27 protein-coding genes and 1 pseudogene are annotated in these 25,904 nt (G+C 69.2%); 14 read left to right on the top strand and 14 right to left on the bottom strand.

Annotated features, from left to right (window positions below; translation table 11 throughout):
* Positions 1–5 precede the first annotated feature (5 nt).
* The 3 genes from G6N28_RS23845 to G6N28_RS23835 form a co-directional block, all read right to left on the bottom strand.
* Positions 6–953, bottom strand: coding sequence for an ankyrin repeat domain-containing protein (locus G6N28_RS23845; protein WP_163904658.1), 948 nt, complete (start codon positions 951–953; stop codon positions 6–8).
* Between the two features lie 78 nt (positions 954–1,031).
* Positions 1,032–1,355 carry a hypothetical protein gene (locus G6N28_RS23840; protein ID WP_407664999.1) on the bottom strand — a complete coding sequence of 108 codons (324 nt, stop codon included), beginning with the start codon at positions 1,353–1,355 and terminating at the stop codon, positions 1,032–1,034.
* 196 nt (positions 1,356–1,551) lie between these two features.
* Positions 1,552–1,881 carry a hypothetical protein gene (locus G6N28_RS23835; protein ID WP_235674676.1) on the bottom strand — a complete coding sequence of 110 codons (330 nt, stop codon included), beginning with the start codon at positions 1,879–1,881 and terminating at the stop codon, positions 1,552–1,554.
* Positions 1,882–2,026: 145 nt separating this feature from the next.
* Between G6N28_RS23835 and G6N28_RS23830 the strand changes: the two genes are divergently transcribed.
* Together G6N28_RS23830 and G6N28_RS23825 are read left to right on the top strand one after the other, a co-directional pair.
* Entirely contained in the window at positions 2,027–3,349 is a 1,323-nt protein-coding gene (locus G6N28_RS23830) for an NAD(P)/FAD-dependent oxidoreductase (RefSeq protein ID WP_163904656.1), read from the top strand.
* A gap of 33 nt (positions 3,350–3,382) precedes the next feature.
* Complete coding sequence (locus G6N28_RS23825; protein ID WP_046753768.1) at positions 3,383–3,574, top strand: hypothetical protein; 192 nt, start codon at positions 3,383–3,385, stop codon at positions 3,572–3,574.
* Positions 3,575–3,581: 7 nt separating this feature from the next.
* Here the strand turns inward: G6N28_RS23825 and G6N28_RS23820 are convergent, their stop codons facing one another.
* Positions 3,582–4,118 carry a nitroreductase/quinone reductase family protein gene (locus tag G6N28_RS23820; RefSeq protein WP_163904654.1) on the bottom strand — a complete coding sequence of 179 codons (537 nt, stop codon included), beginning with the start codon at positions 4,116–4,118 and terminating at the stop codon, positions 3,582–3,584.
* A 130-nt stretch (positions 4,119–4,248) separates the two neighbouring features.
* Between G6N28_RS23820 and G6N28_RS23815 the strand changes: the two genes are divergently transcribed.
* Entirely contained in the window at positions 4,249–4,740 is a 492-nt protein-coding gene (locus G6N28_RS23815) for an NUDIX hydrolase (RefSeq protein ID WP_163904652.1), read from the top strand.
* Between the two features lie 22 nt (positions 4,741–4,762).
* Here G6N28_RS23815 and G6N28_RS27230 read toward each other — a convergent pair.
* From G6N28_RS27230 to G6N28_RS23790, 5 genes and pseudogenes are all read right to left on the bottom strand, one after another.
* Positions 4,763–5,155 (bottom strand): annotated as a pseudogene (locus G6N28_RS27230) (nuclear transport factor 2 family protein); the annotation flags it as partial.
* Entirely contained in the window at positions 5,152–6,027 is an 876-nt protein-coding gene (locus G6N28_RS23805) for an LLM class F420-dependent oxidoreductase (protein ID WP_163904650.1), read from the bottom strand. The pseudogene G6N28_RS27230 and the gene G6N28_RS23805, both read right to left, overlap by 4 nt.
* Positions 6,024–7,469 (bottom strand): serine/threonine-protein kinase, encoded by a 1,446-nt coding sequence (locus tag G6N28_RS23800; RefSeq protein ID WP_163904648.1) that lies wholly within the window; start codon positions 7,467–7,469, stop codon positions 6,024–6,026. Before G6N28_RS23800 ends, G6N28_RS23805 begins: the two co-directional genes overlap by 4 nt.
* 32 nt (positions 7,470–7,501) lie before the next feature.
* Entirely contained in the window at positions 7,502–8,617 is a 1,116-nt protein-coding gene (locus G6N28_RS23795) for a PDR/VanB family oxidoreductase (RefSeq protein ID WP_163904647.1), read from the bottom strand.
* The gene (locus G6N28_RS23790) at positions 8,617–9,531 is read right to left on the bottom strand and encodes a metal-dependent hydrolase (RefSeq protein ID WP_163904645.1); all 915 of its coding nucleotides are present in this window, start codon (positions 9,529–9,531) and stop codon (positions 8,617–8,619) included. Before G6N28_RS23790 ends, G6N28_RS23795 begins: the two co-directional genes overlap by 1 nt.
* A 94-nt stretch (positions 9,532–9,625) precedes the next feature.
* Between G6N28_RS23790 and G6N28_RS23785 the strand changes: the two genes are divergently transcribed.
* Positions 9,626–10,471: a lysophospholipid acyltransferase family protein gene (locus G6N28_RS23785; protein ID WP_163904634.1), complete on the top strand. Its 846-nt coding sequence runs from the start codon at positions 9,626–9,628 to the stop codon at positions 10,469–10,471.
* A 3-nt stretch (positions 10,472–10,474) separates the two neighbouring features.
* A complete protein-coding gene (locus G6N28_RS23780; protein WP_163904632.1) occupies positions 10,475–10,909 on the top strand; it encodes an SRPBCC family protein in 435 nt (144 codons plus the stop codon).
* Between the two features lie 9 nt (positions 10,910–10,918).
* On the opposite strand, the gene G6N28_RS23775 is transcribed toward G6N28_RS23780, so the two are convergent.
* Both G6N28_RS23775 and malQ read right to left on the bottom strand, forming a co-directional pair.
* The gene (locus tag G6N28_RS23775) at positions 10,919–11,344 is read right to left on the bottom strand and encodes a hypothetical protein (protein ID WP_163904630.1); all 426 of its coding nucleotides are present in this window, start codon (positions 11,342–11,344) and stop codon (positions 10,919–10,921) included.
* Positions 11,345–11,422: 78 nt separating this feature from the next.
* Positions 11,423–13,564 (bottom strand): 4-alpha-glucanotransferase, encoded by a 2,142-nt coding sequence (gene malQ / locus G6N28_RS23770; RefSeq protein ID WP_163904628.1) that lies wholly within the window; start codon positions 13,562–13,564, stop codon positions 11,423–11,425.
* A 110-nt stretch (positions 13,565–13,674) separates the two neighbouring features.
* On the opposite strand from malQ, the gene G6N28_RS23765 reads away from it, so the two are divergent.
* A complete protein-coding gene (locus tag G6N28_RS23765) occupies positions 13,675–14,874 on the top strand; it encodes an MFS transporter (protein WP_163904626.1) in 1,200 nt (399 codons plus the stop codon).
* Here G6N28_RS23765 and G6N28_RS23760 read toward each other — a convergent pair.
* Both G6N28_RS23760 and G6N28_RS23755 read right to left on the bottom strand, forming a co-directional pair.
* Complete coding sequence (locus G6N28_RS23760; RefSeq protein WP_163904624.1) at positions 14,843–15,166, bottom strand: DMT family transporter; 324 nt, start codon at positions 15,164–15,166, stop codon at positions 14,843–14,845. The two genes, G6N28_RS23765 and G6N28_RS23760, sit on opposite strands and share 32 nt — an antisense overlap.
* Positions 15,166–15,507, bottom strand: coding sequence for a DMT family transporter (locus G6N28_RS23755; RefSeq protein WP_163904622.1), 342 nt, complete (start codon positions 15,505–15,507; stop codon positions 15,166–15,168). The genes G6N28_RS23760 and G6N28_RS23755 overlap by 1 nt, the downstream gene beginning before the upstream one ends.
* 134 nt (positions 15,508–15,641) lie before the next feature.
* On the opposite strand from G6N28_RS23755, the gene G6N28_RS23750 reads away from it, so the two are divergent.
* The 7 genes from G6N28_RS23750 (at position 15,642) to G6N28_RS23720 (ending at position 22,135) form a co-directional block, all read left to right on the top strand.
* Entirely contained in the window at positions 15,642–17,198 is a 1,557-nt protein-coding gene (locus G6N28_RS23750) for a carboxylesterase/lipase family protein (RefSeq protein WP_163904620.1), read from the top strand.
* Between the two features lie 74 nt (positions 17,199–17,272).
* Positions 17,273–18,169 (top strand): sterol desaturase family protein, encoded by an 897-nt coding sequence (locus G6N28_RS23745; RefSeq protein WP_163906579.1) that lies wholly within the window; start codon positions 17,273–17,275, stop codon positions 18,167–18,169.
* Positions 18,170–18,384: 215 nt separating this feature from the next.
* Positions 18,385–19,071, top strand: a complete 687-nt coding sequence (locus G6N28_RS23740) for an Rv1815 family serine proteinase (protein ID WP_163904618.1) — start codon at positions 18,385–18,387, stop codon at positions 19,069–19,071.
* Between the two features lie 55 nt (positions 19,072–19,126).
* Positions 19,127–19,450, top strand: coding sequence for an ArsR/SmtB family transcription factor (locus tag G6N28_RS23735; protein ID WP_163904616.1), 324 nt, complete (start codon positions 19,127–19,129; stop codon positions 19,448–19,450).
* An 11-nt stretch (positions 19,451–19,461) separates the two neighbouring features.
* Entirely contained in the window at positions 19,462–20,100 is a 639-nt protein-coding gene (locus tag G6N28_RS23730; RefSeq protein WP_163904614.1) for an SRPBCC family protein, read from the top strand.
* A gap of 50 nt (positions 20,101–20,150) precedes the next feature.
* A complete protein-coding gene (locus G6N28_RS23725) occupies positions 20,151–20,645 on the top strand; it encodes a VOC family protein (RefSeq protein WP_163904612.1) in 495 nt (164 codons plus the stop codon).
* Positions 20,642–22,135 carry an FAD-binding protein gene (locus tag G6N28_RS23720; protein ID WP_163904610.1) on the top strand — a complete coding sequence of 498 codons (1,494 nt, stop codon included), beginning with the start codon at positions 20,642–20,644 and terminating at the stop codon, positions 22,133–22,135. Before G6N28_RS23725 ends, G6N28_RS23720 begins: the two co-directional genes overlap by 4 nt.
* Here G6N28_RS23720 and G6N28_RS23715 read toward each other — a convergent pair.
* A complete protein-coding gene (locus G6N28_RS23715) occupies positions 22,132–24,054 on the bottom strand; it encodes an ABC transporter ATP-binding protein/permease (RefSeq protein WP_163904608.1) in 1,923 nt (640 codons plus the stop codon). The genes G6N28_RS23720 and G6N28_RS23715 overlap by 4 nt on opposite strands.
* Before the next feature lie 129 nt (positions 24,055–24,183).
* On the opposite strand from G6N28_RS23715, the gene G6N28_RS23710 reads away from it, so the two are divergent.
* Positions 24,184–25,827, top strand: coding sequence for an acetolactate synthase (locus tag G6N28_RS23710; protein ID WP_163904606.1), 1,644 nt, complete (start codon positions 24,184–24,186; stop codon positions 25,825–25,827).
* Positions 25,828–25,904 lie beyond the last annotated feature (77 nt).

The raw sequence follows: 25,904 nt of genomic DNA, 5'->3' as shown, positions 1-25,904 counted from the left end.
GCACTCTAACGGCGCAGCGCGGCTTGGATCGGCCCCTCGCCCGCAACCGCCGCCAGCTCGCGGTGGTGTTCGGTGACGGGGGCGCCCGCGCGCCGCAGGGTGGCGATGACGTCGACCACGTCGGCTGCACGGCAGGCCGTGCCCCGCGCGCCGCGGACCCACGACGACAACAGCGCGTCGAGCCCACGGCCGGGTTCGGCCCCGAACTCGATCAGCGCGGCGACGGTGGCGGGCAGCATCCGCTGGGCGGCCTGCTCGATCGGCTGGATTCCGGCCGGGGTGGGGGTGTTCACCGAGGCCCCTGCCCGGGCCAAGGCGCGCACGATCTCGGCGTTGACGTGATCGCCCGCGGCGTCGATGACATGCATCGGGGTCGCACCATCGGAATCGACCGGCGCGGGGTCCGCCCCGTGCGCCAGGGCGTGTTTCAGCGCCACTGCACGGCCCACGCGGACGATCTCGTGCAAGATCGTGGTGTAACGCTCGCCGCGAGCCGACAGTTCGATGCGGCGCCCCGCCTCGGCCCCGGCGTCGATGAGGGCCACCACGATCCCCACCGACAGCGACCGCACCCCGTACCAGAGCGGTGACGCGCCACAGGGATCGAGCGGGTCGGGGTCGAATCCCATCGCCAGCAGCTCGATCACCGATGAGTCCCCGCGGTGCGCGCGCTCGAAAAGGTCGAGGATGTCCGGGGGGAGCGGTTCGGTCCACGCGGGACGCTCGGCGCCCAGCGCGCCAAGCACTCGCATCAACGCGTCGCGCTTGTCGTGAAGGTCGAACCACGGCCACGGCCCGACACCCTTGGCGAGGAAATCGGCGATCGGGATGCGCGACTGCGCGTCGGCGGCCGACCCGGCGGGGCCGCGGTGCGCCGAGAACACGAGGTCGACGCCGTCACGCGAGACGACGACGCGCACATGCCCTTCCAGATACGACGCCAGTTCTTTCACAGCAGGTGAATTGTGCACACACCGAAGAAGGGGCACCCGATCGGGTGCCCCTTCGTGCTGTTGCGCAACCACCTCACGTCACCGGACATCGACGTAGACGGTCCTGTCCTGCACGGTGGTGAAGTTCTTGCTGCTACCGATGATCGGCCCACCGGCCTCGATGCGCTGGAACGTCGTGCCCGGGCGGATCGAAAGCACCTGGGCCTGATCCAGTGGCGCGTTGCCGAAGCGGTTGACGATCACGGTGTAGCCCTCCGACTGCAGACGCGCGATCGTGTCTTGGGCGTTGGTGTCACCGGTGGGGGCGGCGGCGACCGGCGCGGCCAGCCCGATGACCGCCGCAGCCAGCCCGGCTACGACGGCGCTGCCGATGGTCGCTAATCCGAAACTCTTCATCTTCATGCCTTCCTTTGCAGTTGTAGAGCCGTCGAGCGAAACAGACGCGATATAGAAGCGGCGTGTGGCTTGCGGTGGGTTCGCGCCGGCTCATCTGGGTAAACCAGCAGGTGAGCCGGTTTAATTCCAGTGGCAGTAAATGGTTGATCTGTGGCAGGAACTTGCCCATCGAAAGATGGCGCGGGTCACATCGAGCAAACGGTCAGAGCAAACGACCGACGCTGGTGAGGTTCAGCGGACGCCCGACGACCTTCAGCGCGCCGATGATGTCCTCGAGCCGCCTAGGCGGCACCTCCATCCGCCATTCCGAGACGACCCCGGACAGCCGGATGACGGAGGGGGCAAAGCTGATGCCAATCAGCCGCAGGCCACTCGGCAGCTCGGGCAGGTGCACCGGTGGAGCGGTCGGTCGCACGTGCACGTTGTGCAGCACGGCGGCCGCGTGGTCGAATTCGCTGGAATTCCACCGGATGTCGCGGGCGGCCAACCGGACGTCGTCGAGCTGGCCGGCGCCACCGTGGCCACCGACCACAACGACGTCAGCATGTCGATCGGCCGGAACGGGTCGAACCGGCGCAGTGGCCGCGGACGGATCATGCCCCCAGCATCGACCATCGGCGTCGCGGATGTGAAGGCTTGGCGGCGCTCGGTGCGCGACGACCGTAGAGTGGAATCCAATGACCTCCGTGGTGATCGTCGGTAGTGGGTTCACCGGCTTCGAATGCGCCCGCAGCCTGGCCCGGAGGTTGCGCAAGGACGCCGGCGACGGGGCGGCAGACGTCGATATCTCGATCATCTCGCCGGTCGACTACATGCTCTACACCCCGCTGCTTCCGGATGTGGCCGGCGGCCTGGTCGATGCTCGGTTCGTGGCCATCCCGCTGGCCAACGCCCTGCGCGGGGTCCAGGTCATCCGCGGCAGGGTCGACAGCGTCGAGTTCGGTGACCGCACGGTCACGTTCACCGATCCTGAGCAGCGTGTGCGCAGCCTGCCGTGGGATCGGTTGGTCCTGACGCCCGGGTCGGTGACCCGGCTGTTCGACGTGCCCGGGCTGGCCGAGCACGCCCGCGGGCTCAAGTCCACGGCCGAGGCGCTGTACCTGCGGGATCACGTGCTCGAAGAGCTGGAGCTCGCCGATGTCGACGACGACCCGGGTCGGGCCGAGGCCAGGCGCACCATCGTCATCGTCGGCGCGTCCTACTCCGGGACGGAGCTGGCCGCGCAGCTGCGGGCGCTGGCCGATTCGGCGGCGAAGCAGATGGGGTTCGACCCCGCCGCGGTGAAGTTCGTGCTGCTCGATCTGGCCGAGCAGGTGATGCCCGAGGTGGGGGAGAAGCTGGGCGCATCGGCGATGAAGGTGCTGCAGTCGCGGGGGATCGACGTGCGGCTGGGCGTGACACTCAAGGAGGTGCACGCCGAACACGTTGTGCTCAGCGACGATTCGTTGATCCGCACCCATACGGTCGCGTGGGTGACCGGCGTCACCGGTGCACCGCTGATCGAAAAGCTGGGCCTGCCCACCGAAAAGGGCCGGTTGAAGGTCACCACCGAGTTGCAGGTGCCCGGCCATCCTGATGTCTTCGCCGCCGGTGACGCCGCGGCCGTACCCGATGTGACCCAACCCGGCAAGATCACCCCGCCGACCGCGCAGCACGCCACTCGACAGGGAAAGCTGTTGGGCCGCAACGTAGCCGCGAGCCTGGGCTATGGGAAGCCGAGGAAGTACAAGCACCGCAACATGGGCCTGGTCGTGGACCTCGGACCCAGATACGCCGTCGCCAATCCACTCAACGTGCGGTTGTCGGGGTTTCCCGCCAAGACCGCGACGCGGGTCTACCACCTCTACGCGATTCCGCGGTTCGTGAACCGGTGGGCGGTGGCGCTGGCGTATCTGACCGACGTGTTCTTCGACCGCTCGGTGGTGTCGATCGGGTTGTCCACGCAGGAGGACGCGCAGTTCTCCACCAGCGAGGGCATCCCGCTGCCCAAGGCGCACTGATTGGAGCCGCACCGAAGCGGGAACGCTACCGGCATGGCTACATATCGCGTGCTGAACCCTGAAGGTGACGTCGTCGACACCAAGGACATCGAGAGCGCCGACGACGCGCACGCCTGGTTCGTCGACCAGAAGGCCAACCCCGAGCTGGGCTGGCGCATGGAGGTCAAGGCCGACGACGGGCACTGGGCGTTCTTCGACAGCAGCGAGGGCGACCGCAAGTACTGAGCGATCCCTAAGCGGGTTCCGGAGTCAGCCGCATCACCGGGATGCTGCGGACACCGCGAGTCAGCGCCGCGTACGACTTGAAGTTCGACGCGTAGCCCTCCGCGAGCCCGAACAACCAATCGTGGTCGGCGCCCTCGGTGGCCCGGGCCACGAAGCGGCCGCCTTGGTCGGGTCGGCCGTCGGCGAACAGTTCGCACCGCGGGTTTTTCAGCAGGTTGTGGTACCACGCCGGGTGCTTGGCCTGCCCGTAGTTGGAGGCGATGAGGATGACGTCGTCACCGTCGGTGAAATAGCCCAACGGCACGTCGCGCGGCTGCCCGGAGCGCGCACCCGTCGTGCGCAGCACCACGAGCGGAAGGACGCCCTTCGCGAAGTTCAGCCGACCGCCGCTGAGGCGCATCAGCGGGCCGTCCAGCGGGGCGATGAGCCGACGGTGCGCCGCGGAGCCGAGCTTCGTTTCGAGCGCACGGCCTGCGGCGCGGCGCATGACACCCGGGCGGATCGTCGGATCCACCCGCGGGATACCGTTCAACAGATCGGCCATGCTCGGCTGATGCTACGCCCGACCGGTCGGTTGTCGAGCCGAACGGCGAAGGTCGCGAGCGTGCGCAAACTCGCGGTTTTGCGCGGCGTGTCGCCCTCAGACTCGCACGCTCGCCGGTAAAGGGGAAGGGATGCCGAAGCTCAGCGCGGGGCTGCTGCTCTACCGGATGCTCGACGGCGACGTGGAAGTCCTCATCGGGCACCCCGGCGGGCCGTTCTGGGCCCGCAAGGACGACGGCGCGTGGTCGATTCCCAAGGGGGAGTATTCCGAAGAAGAGGACCCGTGGACGGTCGCGCAGCGCGAGTTCGAGGAGGAAATCGGCAAGCCGCCGCCCGAGGGCCCGCGCATCGAGCTCGCGCCGGTCAAACAGCCCAGCGGCAAGGTGATCACCGTGTTCGCGGTGCGCGGCGACCTCGACCTGACCGGCTCCGTGTCCAACACGTTCGAGCTGGAGTGGCCGAAGGGGTCCGGCAAGATCAGGGAGTTCCCCGAGATCGACCGCGTCGGATGGTTTTCCGTGGCACAGGCTCGGTCGAAGCTGTTGAAGGGTCAGCGCCCGCTGCTCGATCAGCTGCTTGCGGCGCTCGAAGCCGGCGAACCGGACGGGTCTCGATCGCATTGATGGTCAGCGCGCGGCCATGGATGCGCCAGCCGACCGGTGTGCGCATGTACTCGTCGTCGTAGCGCAGATGCCACACCAGGTCGGTGATGCGCCCGTCGGCCACCGTCCAGTGGTGGGCGATGCAGGTGATGCGGCCGAGGGCGTACCCGCGCTCGTCACCCGCGGCGTACACCTCGCTGACGATGGCGTGTTCGGTGCGGGCCACCGCGTCCAGCGCCGCCATCGCCCTGCGTACACCGTCGCGGCCGTACTCGCGGCGCACCGGCTCCAGCACGTGCGGCGGGTCGGGAAGCCGCAATTCGGCTGTCTCGGTGAACAACTCGACGACGTCATCGAACCGGCGGTCGTCGACGCCCGAGGCGTACAGGTGCACCAGGTCGGCAACGGCGAGCCGGTCGGCGATCTCGAGTGTCACGGCGCCAGCCCGAGCCGCTGCGCGCACGCCGAAACCACGTCGCGGGCCTCGTCGATGTCGGCAACGGGCGGCATCGCAAGCACGACACGGTCGGCGCCGAGCGCGCCGAGCTTGTCCGCGCGGTCCCGGTCGATCTTCGAAACACTGTGCCCGAGCGACAGTTCCAGCGCGTCGGGATCGCGCCCGTGTTCTTGCGCGGTGGTGCGCATCACGTCGACCAGCTCGGCCAGCTCGGCTCCGCTGACCCCGAGAGGCTGAAAGCCGTCGCCGAAGCGGCCGGCCCGCCGCGCCGCCGCCACGCTGTGTCCGCCGATCGTGATCGGCACCGGGCCAACAGGTTTCGGGTAGCACATCGCGTGGTCGAAGTCGAAGAACTCGCCGTGAAAGTTGGCGCCTTCGGGCCGGTCCTGCCACAGCAGCCGCAACACCTGGATCTGTTCGTCCGCGCGACGGCCCCGGCTGGCGAAATCGGTTCCGCAGGCTTGGATCTCCTCCTTGAGCCAGCCCACACCCACGCACAGCCGCACCCGCCCGCCGGACAACGCGTCGAGGGTGGCGACCCGATTGGCCAGCACCACCGGGTGGTGGTTGGGTAACACCAGCACACCGGTGGCCAGGCCCAGCCGCTCGGTGCGCCCCGCCAGAAACGCCAGCAGGTCAAGGGGATCGGGGACCACGCAGTCGGCGGGCAGCTCGACGCGGCCGGAGCGGTCGTAGGGGTACACGCTGGTGTATTGCGACATCAGCACGGTGTGTTCGACCACCACGAGGGACTCGAAGCCACAGGCCTCCAGGTGCTGGGCGAACGCGGACATGTACTCCGGGTCCGCGGTGACCCCCGCGGCGACGGGTGCGACGACGGCGAACCTCATGGCAACGGCGGCAGCCCGTTGCTTTCGCGGATGTCCCTTCGGCACTCGCGGCGGGTTTGCCCGGTCTGTTCCATGCAGACCCGCACCGGGGACTCTTCGGCGAAGGGCAGCGGCACGTCGGTGGCCGCGGTGGTGATCGTCGGGCTGGGGATCTCGCCCTCGGTCAACGACCAGATCGATGCGCCGGTGCTCTGCAGCGTGGAGCAGTACGCCGTCGACCCGTCCGCGGTGGTGCCGGTGGCGCCGACCGGTGAACAGTCCGCACCGATCACCACGGTGGGTGCGGCGGCCGCGGTCGTCGTCGGCGTCGCTGTGGTGGTCGTGGTGGTCGTGGTGGTGGTCGTCGCTGCCGGTTCCGAGGGCGGCGTCGCGGGGGGCGGTTGCGGTCGTGGCGCCGCGGTGGTGGCCGGCGTCGTGGCCGTGGCCCTGGTGGCGTCGGCGCGTTCGTCCTGCGCCTGGCGGAACTCGGCGACCGCGAACGCCACCGCCACCACGAGCAACACCGCAAGCACCGCGGGCACCACGATCCCTGCCCGCAACCAGGACCGTTTCGGCGCCTGCGCGGCCGGAGCCAGCCGGGTGGCGTCGTCGTCGCCCACCCCGGCCTGCAAACGATGGTTGAGCGCCCGCGCGAAGTCGGCGCACCGCTCGAAGCGGTCGTTCGGGTTCTTGGCGAGCGCCTTGGCGAAGACGGGATCCAGGCCGGCGAGTTCCGGACGGCGCACGCCGATGGCGGGCGGGGACGCCGACAGGTGCTGGCTGATGACCACCGCCGGGTTCGAGTTGTGGAATGGCGGCGAACCGGTCAGCAGCTGATAGGCGGTGGCGGCCAACGCGTATTGGTCCGAGCGGCCGTCGAGCTGCTCACCCATGAGCTGTTCAGGTGCCGCGTATGCCACCGTGCCCACCGTCATGTTGGTGGCGGTCAGCCCGCTGGCATCATCAACCCAGCGGGCAATTCCGAAGTCGGCCAACATGATGCGCTCATCACCCGACTCCGGATGGGCAAGCAGGATGTTGGCGGGCTTGACGTCGCGGTGCAACAGGCCGCGCTGGTGGGCGTAATCCAGTGCATCGGCGACCGCGCTGACGATCGCGACGACCTGGGCGGTGGGCATGCCGTAGGTGTGACGGTCGCGCAACAACTGTGCGGCGTCGGTGCCTTCGACGTAGTCCATCGAGATCCACAGCTGGCCCTCGAAGTCGCCCCGGTCGTGTACGCCCACGATGTGCGGATGCCACAGGGTGGCGGCGATGTCGGCTTCGCGGTTGAACCGCTCGCGGTACTCGCTGTCGTTGGACACCGAGGCGGGCAGCACCTTGAGCGCGTCGCGGCGGGGCAGCCGGGGATGCTGCGCGAGATACACCTCGCCCATGCCGCCGGAGCCGAGCAACCGCACGATGGTGTATCCAGCGAACGTCGCACCATCGGCCAGAGGCATGGGCGAAATATTACGAGACTTACCGGACGCGGTCACAGGTCGAGCGTCAGATCCGCACCGTCGGTGGCGCGTGAGACGCAGATCAGCATCATGCCCGCGTCGCGTTCCGGGTCGGTGAGCAACGTGTCGCGATGCTCGACACCGCCGCTGGCCACTGCGAGCACCCGGGTGCGGCAGGTTCCGCAAAACCCCTGTTGGCACGAGTACCGGTTCTGCACCCCTGCCCGGTTCAGCGCGGCCAGCAGCGTTTCGTCGGCGCCGACGCGCACCGATTCGCCCGTCGAGGCGACCGTCACCGAGAACTCCCTGCCGTCGACGACCGGCGGCGCCGCGAACCGCTCGAAGTGCAGCTCGACGTCGTCGCGGCCGACCAGCGCGGCGCGGATCGCGGTGAGCATCGGGGCTGGCCCGCACGCGTAGACCGCGGTGCCGCCCTGGCAGTCGCCCAGCAGTTCCTGCGCGCTCGGCAGCCCGCTTCGGTCGTCGGTGCGCACGGTGATCCTGTCGCCGAACCGCGCGATCTCGTCGAGGAACGGCAGGCTGTCGCGGGTGCGCCCGGCATACACCATCGACCAGTCGACGCCGAGGCGCTCGGCCAGGCCCAGCATCGGCAGGATCGGGGTGATCCCGATGCCGCCGGCGATGAACCGGAAGCGCCGCGTCGGCGAACCGTAGCCGGGCACGGTCAGCGGGAACGCGTTGCGCGGCCCGTTGGTGGTGACGGTGACGCCCGGGTGCAGCGTGTCGTGCACCTCGACGGATCCGCCGCCGCCGTCGGGGATGCGCCGCACCGCGATGCGGTAGGTGTGCGAGTCGGCGGGATCCCCGCACAGCGAGTACTGCCGGATCAGCCCGCTGGGCAGGTGCAGGTCGACGTGGGCGCCGGGATGCCAGCGGGGCAGCGCGCCGCCGTCGGCACCGACGAACGTCACCGCGACGACGTCCTGATCGCGCGCGACGACCCTGCGGTCGGCGACCTGCAGCGCGATGGTGCGATCGGCGGCCGGGGGCGCGGAGACGTTGCGGACCCGTCCCGAGACGGCCCACATCCCGCTGATCGCGGCGTCGGCCACCCGCAACGACAGATCGTGACGCATCCGGCCGAAGGCACTGGGTGGCGTCTGCCGGAGTCTGTCGAAGAGTCCCATCAAATGGTGGCGGCGCGGGCCGCGGGGGATTTGGCGAGGTAGGCGACCGCCTGCGCCGTCGAACCCATCTCCTCGGGGGAGAAGCCCGGCCGGAAGTACATCAGCGTGTTGGACCCGAACAGCTTGCGGTACTTGGGCAACAACCCCAGCTTGGAGTCGCGCATCCGTTCCCGGTTGAACTGCCACCAGCCGAGGTCGGCGGTGGGGTCGTTGCGCATCAGATACCAGGCGGCGCGCTGGAAGAACATGAAGATCATCACCACCGCGGTCGACATGGCGCGGATCCGGTCGAAATAGCTGTCGTGGAAATACACGGCGACGTCGTGGGCCACGTTGCGGTGCTCGACCTCTTCGCTGCCGTGCCAACGGAACAGGTCGACCATGGTGGGGTCGGCGTTGTGGTCGTCCCACGCGCAGTTGAGCGCGAAATCGCCCATCACCGCGGTGTAGTGCTCGATCGCCGCGATCAGCCACAGCCGGTCGCACAGGTGGTTGAGCCGGCGCTTGGGGTCCGCGGAAGTGCTTGGCGCCAGCATCTTTTCGAACACGTACTCGATCTGGTCGAGGATCGGCTTGGGGTTGATGCCGTTGACCACCATGTACTCGTGCAGGACCTGCTCGTGCACGTCGGCGTGGGTGGCCTCCTGACCGATGAACCCGCGCATGTCGTCGGCCAGATGCGGATCGCTCACCAGCGGCAGCGCCTCGTTGAAGGTGTCGACGAACCACCGTTCGGCGGCGGGCAGCACCACGTTGAGCAGGCTCACCACGTTGGAGGCCACCGGATGGCCGGGAATCCAGTGCAGCGGGATGCCGTCGACGTCGAAGTGCACCTTACGGGCCTGGATCTGCACGGGGCCCGGGTCGATCTCGCGGTCGAAACGGCGTGGACGAAGTGCCGAAATCCTAGCCATGCGGCCTCCCTTCGAGACAGCCTCGTACCGAGAGTCTAGCCAGTATGTGGGAACGCAGGTTTCACCTACGGCGCGCCGGTCAATACCTTCGGGCATGGCGGGCGTCGACGACATGCTCGAGTGGGCCAAGCACCAAGTGGCGCGCCGGGTTCCGAAGGCCGATCTGGACCAACGCGACCCCGATTACATCCGCGAACAGCTCCCCGGCCTGTGGCTGATCGCATCTCTGTACTTCCGCGCGGACGTGCGCGGGCTGGACCGCATCCCCGCCGAGGGGCCGGTGCTGCTGGTGGGAAACCACAGCGGCGGAAACGTTCCGCCGGACACCTTCGTGTTCACCCTGGCGTTCTGCTCCTACTTCGGGGTGGAGCGGCCGTTTTACCAACTCGCACACAACCTCGTGGTGTCCGCGCCTCCGCTGGCGTCGCTGCGCAAGTTCGGCACCGTCGCCGCCAACCACGAAAACGCCCAGCTCGCACTGAAATCCGGGGCGGCGCTGCTGGTCTATCCCGGCGGTGACTACGAGGTGTTCCGGCCGTCGTGGCAGCGCCACCTGGTCGATTTCGGTGGCCGCAAGGGTTATGTCCGGCTGGCCCGCGAGGCGGGCGTGCCGATCGTGCCGGTCGCCAGCGTGGGCGGGCAGGAAAGCGTGTTCTTCGTCAGCCGCGGGCAGTGGCTGGCCAGACTTTCACGGGTGGACAAGATGTTTCGGCTCAAGAGTGTGCCGATCGCGATCGCCCCGCCGTGGGGGCTGGTGATCGGCGACCTCGCCGGGCACATCCCGCTGCCTGCCAAGATCGTCGTCGAGGTACAGGAGCCGATCGCGGCGGGGGAAGTGCGTGGCGCCGACGACGACGTCATCCACGCCCAGGTGATCGGCAGCCTGCAGGCCGGCGTGGATCGGTTGGCCGCCGAACGCCGCTTCCCGGTGATCGGCTGATCGATGCGGCTGCAACGGCATTGCGTCATCGACGCCAACCGCGATGAGGTGTGGCGGGTGGTCAGCGATCCCAGCTGTTATCCGCGGTTCATGGCCAGCCTGCAGCGCTGGGAAACCGTGACCGACGGCCCGCCCGGGGTGGGGGCGCGATACACCGTGCACTGGAAGATCGGTTCGGTACCGATCGGCGGCTCGGTGGAGGTCGTCGAGTTCGACCAGCCGCGCGAACTGGCGTGGATCGGGATCACCGGCGTGTCCCAACGGGGCCGGTTCCGGTTACGCGAAACCCCCGACGGCGCCACCAAGGTGAACTTCCGGCTGGCCTACGAGTCGGCGGGCAACCTGCTCGGGCTGATCGCCGACCGCGTGGCGGCCAGGCAGGTCAGCCGCAACATGGGCCAGACCCTGCGAAACCTCAAGCGGATGGTCGAGACCTGACGCGCGCGGTCAGGCCGGCGGTGGGGGCGGCGGTGCCATGCCCGCGCCGGGCGCGCCCTGGATCGGCACCACCGGGGTCGGGGTGACGGTGGTGACGCCGTTGGCGCCCACCCTCGGACCGCCGGAGGGACCCATCTGCTCGAGGCGGTCGGCGGCGGCCTGGCTGCAGTCCAGCATCAGCAGGATGCGGCCCCGCGACGTCACTTTCTGGGTGTCCACCAGGCAGTCGGACTGGCGCAGCACGCTGCCGAACGAACCGCCGAAGTAACCCTTGTACCCCTGGGCCTGGAGGATCTTGAGTGCCTTGTTGTACGGCTCACCGACGACGTTGAGGGTGGACGACGCCGCCGGCTGCGACAGGGCGATGCCCGCCCCGACCAGGGCCGCCCCACCGGCGGCCACCAGCCCACCGCTGAGCACAACGAGCTTGTTCACGTGATCTCCCTAAGTCGGTGGCGGTGCGAACATATCGCAGTCGTGACAATTGGGAAACCGGAGAAAACGCGTTGCGCGTTACACCGGCGGCTCGACCGCGGCCCGCATGATCTCGGCGAGTGCGGCCGCGCGGTCATTGGTGAACACGTCTTCCACCAGCCGTTTCGTCCCGTCGGGGCCGCTCAGCGGCACCCGCCAGTTGGGGTATTCATCGGTGGTGCCGGGCTGGTTCTGGGTGCGCCGGTCGCCGACCGCGTCGGCCAGTGACAACGTCAGCAGCCGCGACGGGGTGCGGCCCAGATAGCGGTGCAGCGCGCCGACGATCTCGTCGACGCCGGGCGATCCGCCCAGCAGCCCCACGCGGCGCAGCTCGTCGAGCCAGGCGGCCTGCTGGCGGCGGTCGGCGGCCAGCTCCTCCTCGGCGGGCCGGGTCAGCAGGCCCAGCCGTTCGCGCAGGCGCACGTGCTCACCGGCCAGATAGCCCGCGGTCGGCGGCAGGTCGTGGGTGGTGACGGCCGACAGGCAGTACTCGCGCCAGTGTTCGGCGGGCAGCGGCCGGCCGTCCTCGGGGCCGTCGCGGTCCATCTCGAACCACAGGATCGACGTGCCGAACAGGCCGCGCTGGCGCAGGTAGTCGCGCACCCACGGCTCGACGGTGCCGAGGTCCTCACCGACCACGACGGCTCCGGCGCGGTGGGCCTCCAGCGCGACGATGCCGATCATCGCCTCGTGGTCGTAGCGCACGTAGGTGCCTTCGGTCGGCGGGGCGCCCTTGGGGATCCACCACAACCGGAACAACCCGATGATGTGGTCGATACGGACCCCGCCCGCATGCCGCAACACGGCGTTGACCAGCGCACGAAACGGCTGGTAGGCCTGGCGTTCGAGTTGGTCGGGCCGCCACGGCGGCTGCGACCAGTCCTGACCGAGCTGGTTGAACTCGTCGGGCGGCGCGCCGGCGGTGACCCCCAGCGCGAGCACGTCCTGCAGCGCCCACGCGTCGGCCCCGTTCGGGTCGACGCCGACGGCGAGGTCGTGCATGAGGCCCAGGCGCATGCCGGCCTGCAGGGCGGTGGCCTGCGCGGCGGTGAGCTGGTCGTCGAGCTGCCACTGCAGCCAGCGGTGAAAGTCGACCGTGGCGGCGTGCGTGGCGGCGAAGTCGGCGACCTCGGGGTTGGCCGGGTGCTGAAGTTCGTGCGGCCAGTTGTGCCAGTCGTTGCCGTGCTGTTCGGCCAACGCGCACCAGACGGCGAAGTCGTCGAGGCTGCGGCCCTCGCGTTCGCGGTAGGCGGCGTAGGCGAGCTCGCGGCCCGCGGAGTGCTCGACGCGGTACACCGCCTGCAGGGCGGCGCGTTTGGCCCGCCACGCGGCGTCACGGTCGATCAGCTCGCCGCGATCGGCCTCGGCCTGCACCCGCTGGCGGGCCTTGCGGCTGCGGCCGCGGCCACGCAGGTAGGCGTACTCGGGGATCGCCTCCACCCGCAGGTAGATCGGGTTGACGAACCGCCGCGAGGTGGGCAGGTACGGCGACGGCTCCATCGGGGCGGTCGGCGCGGCGGCGTGCAGCGGGTTGACCAGAAGAAAACCCGCCCCGTGCGCTGCTGCCGACCACACCGCAAGATCCGTCATGTCGGTCAAATCGCCTATGCCCCAAGATCTTTGCGAGCGCACGCTGTACAGCTGCACGGCCAGGCCCCAGCTGCGTGCGCGACCCAGCCGCGGCGGCGGCGTGAGCGAGGCGGGCGTGACGATCACGGCGGTGCTGACGTCGTCGGCGCCGAGCTGCAGATGCAGCTGGTGGTAGCCCAGCGGCAGATCGGGCGGCAACTCGAAACTGGCCTCACCGACCAACCGGCCGTCGAGATCGTATGGGGCCCTGTTGTTTTCCAATTGACGCAGCCCGGTACGGGTGGTGCCGTCCTCGAGCCGGATCCACACCCGCGCCGGGTCGCCGTGGGTGACGTGAACCCAGAACGACGACGGGGCGCCGGCGCGTACCACGATCGTCGAGGGCAGCGGACGGGCCCAGTACTCGCGGTCGTGCGCGGCGAGCGCTGCCGCGCGCTGGTGCTCGGTGCCGGCCTGCACGCCCAGCGCGTCGAGCACGGCGATCAGCGTCGATTCGGCGGCCCGGACGCGCTGGCCGGTCCAGTCCTCGTACTCGGTGGCGACGCCGTGGCGCCGCGCCAACTCGACCAGCGACTGCGGCAGGTCGGTCATGCGGTCAATCTTGCCTGTTGCACCAGCGGGGTGTACCCGGGTGCGCCCGGCCGCATTCGCCCGATCGCTCGGACGAGTCGCGCGCGGGCCAGATCGGTAGGGTGCCAGGCATGGCGCCCGACCCGCCCCGCGCGGCCTCGGCGCAGACCAGGCGGGCCCGCGCCGCCGTCGCGGTGCTGTTCTTGACCAACGGCGCCGTCTTCGCCAACCTGCTGCCGCGTTATCCGGAGATCAAGACCGATCTGGCGCTGTCCAACGCGGTCTACGGCGCGGCGGTGGCCGCCTTCTCCGCAGGCGCGCTGGTGGCCGGGCTGACCGCCGCGGCGCTGATCCGCCGGTTCCGCTCGTCGCGGGTGGCGGTCGCGGGCACCGTCGGGATCGCCGTGTTCGTCGTGCTGGCGGGGCTGGCCCCGTCCGCCGCGCTGCTTGCGGGGGCGCTGTTCGTCGCCGGCGCGTGCGACGCGGTCACCGACGTCGCGCAGAACGCGCATGGGCTGCGGGTGCAACGCGTTTACGGCCGCTCGATCATCAACTCGTTTCACGCGGTCTGGGCGGTCGGCGCGATTCTCGGCGGTCTGACCGGCGCGGCCGCGATCGCGCTGAACATCTCCCGGGCGGTGCACCTGGGTGGCGCGGCGGTGGTGCTCAGCGCAGTGGTCATCGCCGCCTACCCGTACCTGTTGCCGGGCCCCGACCACGACGACCATCCGGCGGCGGCGCGCACCGGCGGGACAGGTGGGGGCGTCGCGGTGTATGCCACGCTGCTCGCGCTGGTGGTCATCGCGGTGGCGGGGGCCACCATCGAAGACGCCGGAAGTTCCTGGGCCACCCTGTATCTGCGCGACAGCCTGGGTGCGCCCGGCGCATTGGCGGCGTTCGGTTACGTCGCGCTGGTGGGCGCCATGTTCGTCGGGCGACTGATCGGGGACCGGTTTGTCGACAGGTTCGGCGAACGCGCGGTGGCGCGCGCGGGCGCGTTGATCGCCGCGGCGGGGATGGGCGCCGCGCTGGCGGTGCCGTCGGTTCCCGGCACCATCGCCGGGTTCGCGGCGGCCGGTTTCGGGGTCGCCACCCTGATCCCGTCGGCCATGCACGGCGCCGACCAGCTGCCCGGCCTGCGTCCGGGCACCGGGCTGACGGCGGTGACCTGGCTGATGCGGCTCGGCTTCTTCGGTGCGCCGCTGCTGGTCGGGCTGATCGCCGACGCCACCAGCCTGCGGGTCGGGTTGCTCAGCGTCCCGGTCGCGGGGCTGGTGGTGATGCTGCTTGCCGGTGCGCTCAGTGCGCGGCGCCGGCCATCTCGATCGTGAGCACGCCGGCGACGATCAACGCGATGCCCAGCACCATCATCAAGGTCAGCGGTTCGCGGAACACCCCGCGGGCGATCAGCGCCACCAGCGCCACACCGCATGCGGTCCAGATCCCGTAGGCCACCCCCACCGGCATGCCCATGGCCAGCGTCAGCCACAGCAGATAGAACGACGCCAGATAGCCGAGGATCACCGGCGCGATCCAGGCCCGCTTGCGGAATCCCTCGGATGCCCGCAACGACATCGTCGCGAACACCTCGAACACGATCGCGCCCCCCAGCGCCGCCCACATCACGGCGCGTCCACCGCCGCCGCGCGCTCCGATCCGAACTCGACCAGCAGCACCCCGGCGATGATCAACCCGATACCCGCGACGATCGGCCAGGTGAACGGGTCGCCGAAGATGACCGCCGCCAGCGCCGCGGTGCCCGCGGTGCCCAGTGCACCCCAGATGCCGTAGGCCACCCCGACCGGCATGCCGGCGCGCAGCACCAGGGTCAACAGGCTGAACGCCGTGACGTATCCGACGATCACGACCGCCAACCACGCCGAGTTGTCGTGGGAGGCACGTAATGACAATGTGGCGGCGATCTCCGCGATGACCGCCGAGCCGAGCAGCACCCAGTTCCGCACGCGAAACAAATTAGCCGACCTACCTCCAAACCCACGCGAGCCCCGCCCAAATGGACCTTTGGGCGGGAGAAGTCGAGTGGAATCCGCCAAAACGTCGATCTCGGCACCCACGTACCGCAGGTAGCCTGTTTCGCATGACGGCCGACGCGGAGCACGCAACCGGACACGCGCTCGTCGTCGACACCGCCAACGGGCCCGTGCGTGGTATCGACGACGGAACCGTGAAGTCCTGGAAGGGCATCCCGTATGCGGCCGCGCCCGTCGGCGAGCTGCGCTGGCGGGCACCCGAACCGCCGCGGTCGTGGACCGCGCCGCTCGACGCCACCAGGGTGGGCCCGGTCTGCCCGCAGCCGACCGACCCGAAGATCCCGATCGACCTGGGCGCGCCGCAGGGCGACGACTGCCTGACCCTCAACGTGTGGGCCTCCTCGGACACCGAACCCGGCGCCGCCAAACCCGTCATGGTCTGGATCCACGGGGGCGCCTACATCATCGGCTCGTCGGCACAGCCGCTGTATCACGGGCGCACGCTGGCCAGCGCGGGCGACGCCGTCATCGTCACGATCAACTACCGGCTCGGCGCGCTGGGCTTCCTGGATCTGTCCGCATTCGGCGATCGGTTCGCCACCAACCTCGGCCTGCGCGACGTGCTCTTCGCGCTGCGCTGGGTCCGCGACAACATCGCGGCGTTCGGGGGAGACCCCGAACGCGTCACGGTGTTCGGCGAATCCGCGGGCGCGGGAGTCGTGACCACCCTGCTGGCCAGCCCGGCCGCCGCCGGACTGTTCAGCGCGGCGATCGCGCAGAGCTCGCCGGCGACCTCGATCTATGACCGTGAGCGCAGCCGACGGGTCGCCCATCGGTTCCTCGACACTCTCGACATGCGAACCGACGAAACCCATCACCTGCCGTCGGCCCCGATCTCCGTCGTCAACGCCGCGGCCCAACGCGTGTTCGACGCGGTCCCGGCGACGACGCCGGGCACCCTGGCGTTCGCGCCGATCATCGACGGCGACCTCGTGCCCGCGCATCCGGTCGAGCTGGCCCGCCAGGGCCGCACCCATCCGGTCCCGCTGATCATCGGCACCAACAAGCACGAGGCCGCGCTGTTCCGCTGGATGAAGTCGCCGCTGATGCCGATCACCCCGCAGGCGATCCGACAGATGTTCGCCACCATCGCCGCCGAACAGCCCGGGCTGCAGCTGCCCAGCGAGGCGCAGATCCGGGCGGCCTACCGCGGCCGCCCCAGGATCATCGGACTGGGCGTGGCCCGCGACATCGGCTTCCGCATGCCCTCGATCTGGTTCGCCGAAGGCCACAGCGAAGTCGCGCCGGTCTACCTGTACCGGTTCGACTTCGCCACCCCGATGCTGCGGCTGCTGCGGCTCGGCGCCGCCCACGCCACCGAGCTGCCCTACGTGTGGGGCAACCTCGTGGCGGGCCCGAAAGATCCCACGTTCAAGCTGGGCGGGTTGAAGACGGGCAAGGCGGTCTCGGCGCGCATCCGCAGCCGCTGGTTGAGCTTCGCCGTCGACGGCACCCCGTCGGACCGGCAGGGTGGCCCGCAGTGGCGCCGATACCGCAGGGACGACCGGGCCTGCATCGTCATCGACACCGAGGACCGGGTGGTCGACGACCTGGACGCCGACGTGCGCTCGGCCTGGGGCGATCAGGTGCTCAGCTTCCGGTAGCACGTAGACTCTGCGGCGGAGGTGCTGCTGCCGTGGACTGGAGTCGGACTTTCGCGGACGTGCTGCCGCCGCTGATGCACGACCCCGTGATGTACGCGGTCCCGTTCTTCCTGTTGCTGCTGGCCATCGAATGGGCCGCGGCGCGCAAGCTGGCGCACGAGGAGGACCGGGTCGAGCGACCGCCGGCCGGTGCGTATTCCAAGCCCGACGCCTGGACCAGCGTCTCCATGGGCGCGGTGTCGGTCCTGACCAGCGGGGTGCTGAACTTCATCGCGTTGCTGGGCTACGCGGCCCTGTACGCCTATGTGGCGCCGTGGCAGCTGCCCGCCAACGCCTGGTACACCTGGGTCATCGCGATCGTGGGCGTCGACCTGATGTACTACGTGTATCACCGCATCGCCCACCGGGTCCGGCTGATCTGGGCGACGCATCAGGCCCACCACTCCAGCCAGTACTTCAACTTCGCCACCGCGCTCCGCCAGAAGTGGAACATCAGCGGCGACGTGTTCCTGCGCGCGGTGCTGCCGCTGCTGGGCGTGCCGCCGTGGATGGTGTTCGCCAGCTTCTCGATCAACCTGATCTACCAGTTCTGGATTCATACCGAACGCATTGAAAAGCTGTGGGCGCCAATCGAGTTCATCTTCAATACCCCGTCGCACCACCGGGTGCACCACGGGATGGACCAGCAGTACCTGGACAAGAACTACGGCGGCATCTTCATCCTGTGGGACCGGCTCTTCGGAACCTTCCAGCCGGAGACGGTGCGCCCGCACTACGGCCTGACCAAGCAGGTCGACACCTACAACATCTGGACGCTGCAGACCTACGAGTACATGGCGATCCTGCGCGACGTGCGTCGGGCCCGCCGGTGGCGCGACAAGCTCGGTTACGCGTTCGGCCCGCCCGGCTGGGAACCCGCCGAACGCCGGGTGCCCGACGACGCCCGCCGGGGGCAGGAACTACCCGCCTGATCGGAGACTCTTCGGCCCGCCCGAACGGGGTCCGTAACATCTTCGTGATCTTGAGCGATTGCCAAGGGTAGGTGCCACCGTGAACGGTTGTCGCTGGTCGGGCGGATTACGAGTTCTCTCGCTCGGGTACAGGAAACCGCGTCACGGCGGTACCGTTGTCACCCTGTTACTCGAGAGGATCGGTGCGGAAAGTGCTCCGACGAAGGTTTCGCGCGATGGCAGCGTTGGCCGCCCCGATCGTCGCGCTCGCAGTTCCAGCAGCACCCATGAATGCCCAGCCCGGGGTGCAGGTGTACCCGGGGATGGAGATCCGCCAGGACAACACCGTGTGCACGCTGGGATTCATCGATCTCGCGGCGCGCGTCGCGTTCACCGCGGGACACTGCCGCGGTAGCGGGCACGTCAGCGACCGCAACGGCGCGTTCGTCGGCACCCAGGTGCAGTTCCGCGACAACACGCCCAACGGCGCCACCGTGGACAGCAACCATCCGATCACCGACTGGCAGATCATCGGGCTGGCCCCCGACGCGGTGGTCAACAACGTGCTGCCGGGCGGCCGGGTGCTGGTCTCGGATCCCGCGATCGTGCCCACCCCGGGGCTGCCCGTCTGCCACTTCGGTGTGGTCACCGGGGAAAGCTGCGGCACTGTCGAATCGGTCAACAACGGCTGGTTCACCATGTCCAACGGTGTCGTCAGCCAGAAAGGCGACTCCGGCGGACCCGTCTACGTGATCACACCCGACGGCCGGGCCGCGATCATCGGCATGTTCAACAGCACCTGGGGGCAGTACCCCGCGGCGGTGTCGTGGAATGTGACCAGCCAGCAGGCCCGCGAAGATGTTATCTCGGCCGCGTCCGCCAACGTCGACGCCGCGGCGTCGATGCCCGTGGCGGTGCCGTAACCCGGGGCCATGAATAAGCCTTGACTTATATAAGTTGGGGCTTTATCTTGAGTGGGTGCACGCGTTCGACGTCCTGGGGGACCCGGTGCGCCGTCGCATCCTCGAGTTGCTCGTCGACGGCGAGATGTCGGCCGGCGCCATCGGATCGGCGATCCAGGACGAGTTCGCGATCACCCAGCCCGCGGTATCGCAGCATCTGAAAGTCCTGCGCGACAACGGGTTCACGTCCGTACGGGCGGACGGTCAACGGCGGCTGTATGCCGTTGACGCGGCAGGGTTGCGTGAGGTCGACGAGTGGCTGGACGGGTTCCGCCGGTTCTGGGCACCGCGTCTGGACGCGTTGGCGACCGAGATCGCACGCGGCAAACGACAACGGTGAGAGAAGACGACATGATCGATGTAGACGTCGACTACCAGATCAACGCGGTACAGCGGCAATACGGAACCCGAACCCTCGAGAACGGGCAGGCGCACGTCGCCACCATCAGCCAGTCCTACGACACCGACGCCGAAGACCTCTGGGACGCGGTGACCAGCATCGAACGCATTCCGCGGTGGCTGATGCCGATCTCCGGCGACCTGCGGCTCGGCGGCTCCTACCAACTGGAGGGCCACGCCGGCGGCACGGTTCTGACGTGCGACCCGCCGAGGAACTTCACCGCCACCTGGGAGTACGGCGGAGGCACCAGCTGGATCGACGTCAGCGTCAGCGGCGAAGGGCCGGACCGGGCGCGGTTGGTGATCGAGCACGTCGCCCACGTCGACGACGACCTCGCCCGCATGTACGGGCCCGGCGCCGTCGGAATGGGTTGGGATTCCATGGTGCTCGGCCTGGCGATCCATCTGCGCACCGGAGAGTCCGTCGATCCCGCCGCCGGACAGCAGTGGCTGGGCACCGACGACGGTCGCCGCTTCCTGGCGCTGTCCAGCGAGCGGTGGTGCGCCGCGCACGTGGCCGGCGGCGAAGACCCGGCGGCCGCCCGGGAGATGGCCGACCGCTGCCTGGCGATCTACCTTGGCGAAGGCTGAACTAGAACACGTTCTAGCCATCGGGGCAGCGCGAGGATATCCTCGACGCGATGCTTGCCCAGACACCTGTCCAGATTGCTTGGGTGACGCGGGACCTCGACGCCACCGAGGCGGCCCTGACCACGCTGCTCGGCGCCAAGAAATGGATCCGCATGCCCGAGGTGCACTTCGGGCCCGACACCTGCACCTTGCGCGGCGCACCTGCGGATTTTGTCGCCGCGATCTCGCTCAGCTACGCCGGTGACACCCAGCTCGAACTCATCGCACCGGTGTCGGGCGCCAGCATCTACACGGAGTTCCTCGACCGGGCCGGGCCGGGGTTGCATCACATCTGCGTGGCGGCGCCGAGCCCCGAGGATTTCGACGCGGCGCTGCAGGCCGCCGAGCGCAACGCGACCCCGGTCGTACAACAGGGCGTAATGCCCGGCGGCATGCGGTTCGCCTACGTGTCGGCCGCCGACGCCGGCGTGCCGTACCTCGAGATCGCCTACCTGCCCGACGAGATCAGGGCATTCTTCGACTACGTGAAACAGGAGCAGCAGTGAGCGGACTGGACATTCCCGACACCGTCGACGCGGCGGACGTGACCGAGTGGTCCGACGAGGTCGACGTCCTCGTGGTCGGGTTCGGCATCGCCGGCGGCTGCGCGGCGGTCAGCGCGGCGGCCGAGGGGGCGTCGGTGCTGGTGCTGGAGAAGGCCGCCGCGGTCGGCGGCACCACGGCGATGGCCGGCGGGCACTTCTATCTCGGCGGCGGCACCGCGGTGCAGAAGGCCACCGGTCACGACGACACCCCCGAGGAGATGTACAAGTACCTCGTCGAGGTGTCCCCGGATCCCGACCACGAGAAGATCCGCGCGTACTGCGAGGGCAGCGTCGAGCACTTCAATTGGCTGGAGTCCCTTGGCTTTCAGTTCGAGCGCAGCTTCTATCCGGGCAAGGTGGTGGTTCCGCCGGGCACCGAGGGGTTGTCGTACACCGGCAACGAGAAGGTCTGGCCGTTCTACGAGAAGGTCCGTCCCGCCCCGCGCGGCCACTCGGTGCCGGTACCCGGGGAACTCGGCGGCGCGGCGATGGTCACCGACCTGCTGCTCAAGCGCGCCACCGAACTCGGCGTGCAGATCCGCTACGAGACCGGGGCGACCAACCTCGTCGTCGACGACGGAGCCGTGGTGGGTGTGCGCTGGAAGCACTTCGGGGAGACCGGCGCGGCCAAGGCCAAGGCCGTTGTCATCGCCGCGGGCGGGTTCGCGATGAACGAGGAGATGGTGGCCCGGCACACCCCCGCACTGGGGACCAAGCGTCGCACCAAACACCACGGCGAGGTGGAGCCCTACATTCTCGGCAACCCCAACGACGACGGGCTCGGGATCCGGCTGGGGGTGTCGGCGGGCGGGGTCACCAAAAACCTTGACGGGCTGTTCATCACCGCCGCTGCCTACCCGCCGGAGATCCTGCTCACCGGTGTGATCGTCAACAAGGACGGCAAGCGGTTCGTCGCCGAGGACTCCTACCATTCGCGCACCTCGGCGTTCGTGCTCGAGCAGCCCGAGCAGAAGGCCTATCTGATCGTGGACGAGGCGCACATGGAGATGCCCGAGATGCCGTTGATCAAGTTCATCGACGGCTGGGAGACCGTCGCGGAAATGGAAGAGGCGCTTGGCATTCCGGAAGGTAACCTGGCGGCCACCCTCGATCGGTACAACACCGACGCTGCCCGCGGTGAGGACCCCGACTTCCACAAACAGCCGGAATACCTTGCCGCCCAAGACAACGGGCCGTGGGCGGCGTTCGACCTGTCGCTGGGCGTCGCGATGTACTCCGGGTTCACCATGGGTGGGCTGGACGTGACGGTCGACGGGCAGGTGCTGCGCGAGGACGGCACCCCGGTGCCCGGGCTGTACGCGGCGGGCGCGTGCGCATCCAACATCGCCCAGGACGGCAAGGGCTACGCCAGCGGAACCCAACTGGGCGAGGGGTCGTTCTTCGGGCGGCGGGCGGGTGGACACGCAGCCAGGCGCGCCGCCCGCGTCTAGACGCGCGCCGGCTCGTCGCCCTGCACGCGGCCCAGGCGCCACTCGCCGTCGCCGAGCAGTTCCAGTTCGCGGGTGTGGTGCTGTTCCACGGTGCTGCGGTGGCTGACGCTGACCATGATGGTGTCCGGCAGTTCGGTGCGCACCAGGTCGTAGAGCAGGAACTCCAGGCCCTCGTCGAGCGCGGACGTCGACTCGTCGAGGAAGACCGCCTTGGGTTTGGTCAGCAGGATGCGGGCGAACGCGATCCGCTGCTGTTCTCCGGGTGAGAGCACCTTGGCCCAGTCCTCGACCTCGTCGAGGCGGTCGACGAGATGCGGCAGCGCCACCTTGGTGAGCGTGTCGCGCAAGGTGTCGTCGGGGATGGTGCCGCCTTCGTTCGGATAGCTCACCACCGTGCGCAGGTCGCCGAGCGGCACGTACGGCAGCTGCGACAGGAACATCGTCTCGTTGGGCCCGCACGGCCGCGTCAACGCCCCGGAAGTGAACGGCCACAACTGCGCGAGGCTGCGCAGCAGCGTGGTCTTGCCGCTGCCGGACGGGCCGGTGATCACCAACGTGTCACCGACTTCCAGCCGCATGTCGAGCGGTTTGATCAGTTGCTTGCCGTCGGGGGTGCGGACCTCGACGTCGTTGAGCTCGACGGTGCCGTCGACGCAGGGCTTGGTGGTCAATTCGGGCAGCGCGCGGCCCTCGTCGTTGGCGAGCACCAGGCCGTGCAAGCGGATGATCGCCGCCCGGTATCCGGCGAATTGGTCGTAGGCGTTGCGGAAGAACGACAGCCCCTGCTCGATGTTGCCGAACGCCGCCGCGGTCTGTGTCATCGCGCCGAGGGTGATCTCGCCGGACAGGAACCGCGGGAACTGCAGGAGATACGGCGGCACCACGATGATCTGGTCCATCGACAGGTTCCACCCGTAAAAGCCCATCATCCGGTTGATGTAGCGCTTGTAGTTGGACACCACGGGCTCGAACAGCCGGCGCAGCCCCGTGCGCTCGGCGAGTTCGCCACGGTAGAAGGCGACGGCCTCCGATGCGTCGCGCAGCCGCACCAGCGCGTAGCGGAAGGCGGCGTTGTACTTCTCGTTACGGAAGGACAGCCAGATGATGGGCCGCCCGATCCAGAACGCGAAGATCGACGCCAACAGCACGTAGGTCAGCAGAATCCAGAACATCGCCTTGGGTAGCGAGATGTCGACCACCGGTAGCGTGAGCGTGCCGGACAGATGCCACAGGATGGCGGTGAACGAGATCATCGAGGCGATGGCGTTGACCGCGCCGAACAGCAGGGTGGCGGTCGACGTGTTGTTGGGGGTGTTGGGCAGCCCGCCCACGCCGGCGGTGAAGATGTCGATGTCCTGTTGGATGCGCTGATCCGGGTTATCGATCGTCTCGTCGATGAACCGACCGCGGTAGTACGCCTTGTCGTCGAGCCAGTCGCCGGTGAGACGGTCGGTGAGCCACACCCGCCACGCCAACATGAACCGCTGGGTCATGAACAGATCCAGCATGATGCGCGCGACGTGCAGGACGGCCAGCAGCGCAAAGACCAGCATCGACATCCAGAAGCCGGCCTCGCCGGACTGCCTGACCTCGGGATCGCCGCTGCCCAGGCCCGCCGCGACGACCTGGAAGCTGGTCATCATGTCGCTGCCCTGGAACGTGAAGAGCACGGACAGCCGAACGCCGACGATCACCGACAGCAGCAGCGCGCCCAGCCAGATCCAGACCTTGATGCTTTCCGGGCCCTTGAAGTAGCCGCCGGTGATGCGCCAGAACTGGCGACCCCAGGTGGTGAACCGGGCCAGCAACGCCACCATGATCAGCGTGGCGATCGCGGCGATCACCCAGGCCCGCGCAACCCAGATCAGCGAGGTCCACAGTTCGTGGTCCCAGTCCAGCGTCGGGACGAAACTTTCCATTCCGGCAAGGTACCTCTCCGAATCGCCCGCAGCGCTTCAGAAACCCGCATGGACCGGTGCGTCGGCCCCACCGCCGTCGCCGCAGATTAGCCAGGCCAGGGCGCGGCACGCGGTGATTATGCTGCCGGTATGAGCACCGATGCTGCCGGGCCGTCCACGGTGAACGCCGGCCGCCTGATCGCCCGGCGGCTGCGCGCCAGCGGCATCGAGGTGGTCTTCACGCTCTCCGGCGGACACCTGTTCTCGATCTACGACGGCTGCCGCGCCGAGAACATCCGGCTGGTCGACACCCGCCACGAGCAGACGGCGGCGTTTGCCGCCGAAGGCTGGTCCAAGGTCACCCGGGTGCCCGGGGTCGCCGCGCTGACCGCCGGGCCCGGCGTCACCAACGGCATGAGCGCGATGGCCGCCGCGCAGCAGAACCAGTCACCGCTGGTGGTACTCGGTGGGCGGGCGCCGGCGCTGCGGTGGGGGCAGGGTTCGCTGCAGGAGATCGACCACGTCCCGTTCGTGGCGCCACTGGCTCCGTTCGCGGCGACGGCACAGTCTCCGGCGGACGTCGGGCCGCTGATCGACAACGCGCTGCGCGCCGCGGTGGGTGCGCCGTCGGGCGTGGCGTTCGTCGACTTCCCGATGGACCACGTGTTCAGCGAGGCTCCCGACGACGGCGCACCCGGCGCGCTGGCCGAGTTGCCCGCGGGCGGCGACCCGGATGGCGCCGCCGTCGACGCCGCTGTGCGGCTGCTGTCGGGCGCACAGCGGCCCGTCATCATGGCGGGCACCAACGTGTGGTGGGGGCGCGCCGAGACCGCGCTGCTGAATCTTGCTGAGGCGCTGCGGATCCCGGTGCTGATGAACGGCATGGCCCGCGGTACCGTGCCCGCCGATCACGAGCTGGCGTTCTCCAGGGCCCGGTCGAAAGCGTTGGGGGAGGCCGACGTTGCGCTGGTGATCGGGGTGCCGCTGGACTTCCGGTTGGGGTTCGGCGGCGTATTCGGCGCCGAGGCCCAACTCATCGCGGTCGACCGGGTGGCACCGGAGCGGCGGCATCCGCGCGAGGTGGCGGCCGGGCTGTACGGCGATCTCGGCAAGATCCTGGCCGCGCTGTCGGCGGCGACCCCGAACGGTCATGCGGGCTGGATCGAAGAATTGCGCGCGGCGGAGAGCGCGGCGCGGCAGGGCGAGGCCGCCGAGCTCGGCGACGACCGCGCGCCGCTTCATCCGATGCGGGTGTACGCCGAGCTCAAACCGCTGCTGGAGCGCGACGCCATCGTCGTCATCGACGCAGGCGATTTCGGTTCGTACGCGGGCCGCGTCATCGACAGCTATGTGCCCGGGGCGTGGCTGGACAGCGGGCCGTTCGGCTGCCTGGGTTCCGGACCGGGCTATGCGCTGGCGGCCAAGCTGGCGTGCCCGGACCGGCAGGTGGTGCTGCTGCAGGGTGACGGCGCGTTCGGGTTCTCCGGCATGGAGTGGGACACGCTGGTCCGGCACCGCGTGCAGGTGGTGTCGGTGATCGGCAACAACGGCATCTGGGCGCTGGAGAAACATCCGATGGAGATGCTCTACGGGTACTCGGTGGTGGCCGATCTGCGACCGGGCACCCGCTACGACCAGGTGGTCGCGGCGCTGGGCGGGCACGGCGAGCTGGTGTCGAAGCCCGCCGAGTTGCGGCCCGCCCTGAAGCGCGCGTTCTCGGCGGGCCTACCCGCGGTGGTCAACGTGCTGACCGACCCGACGGTGGCCTACCCGCGTCGCTCGAACCTGGCCTGACCCGCCCTGCTTCGGGGTTCCCCGGCGAGCGCGGGCACACGCGTAATGCGGGGACGCGTACCGTATTTGTGTGGCTA

The sequence above is a fragment of the Mycolicibacterium pulveris genome (assembly GCF_010725725.1).
GTDB lineage: Bacteria > Actinomycetota > Actinomycetes > Mycobacteriales > Mycobacteriaceae > Mycobacterium > Mycobacterium pulveris.
This window is presented reverse-complemented; position numbering and strand designations above follow the sequence as displayed.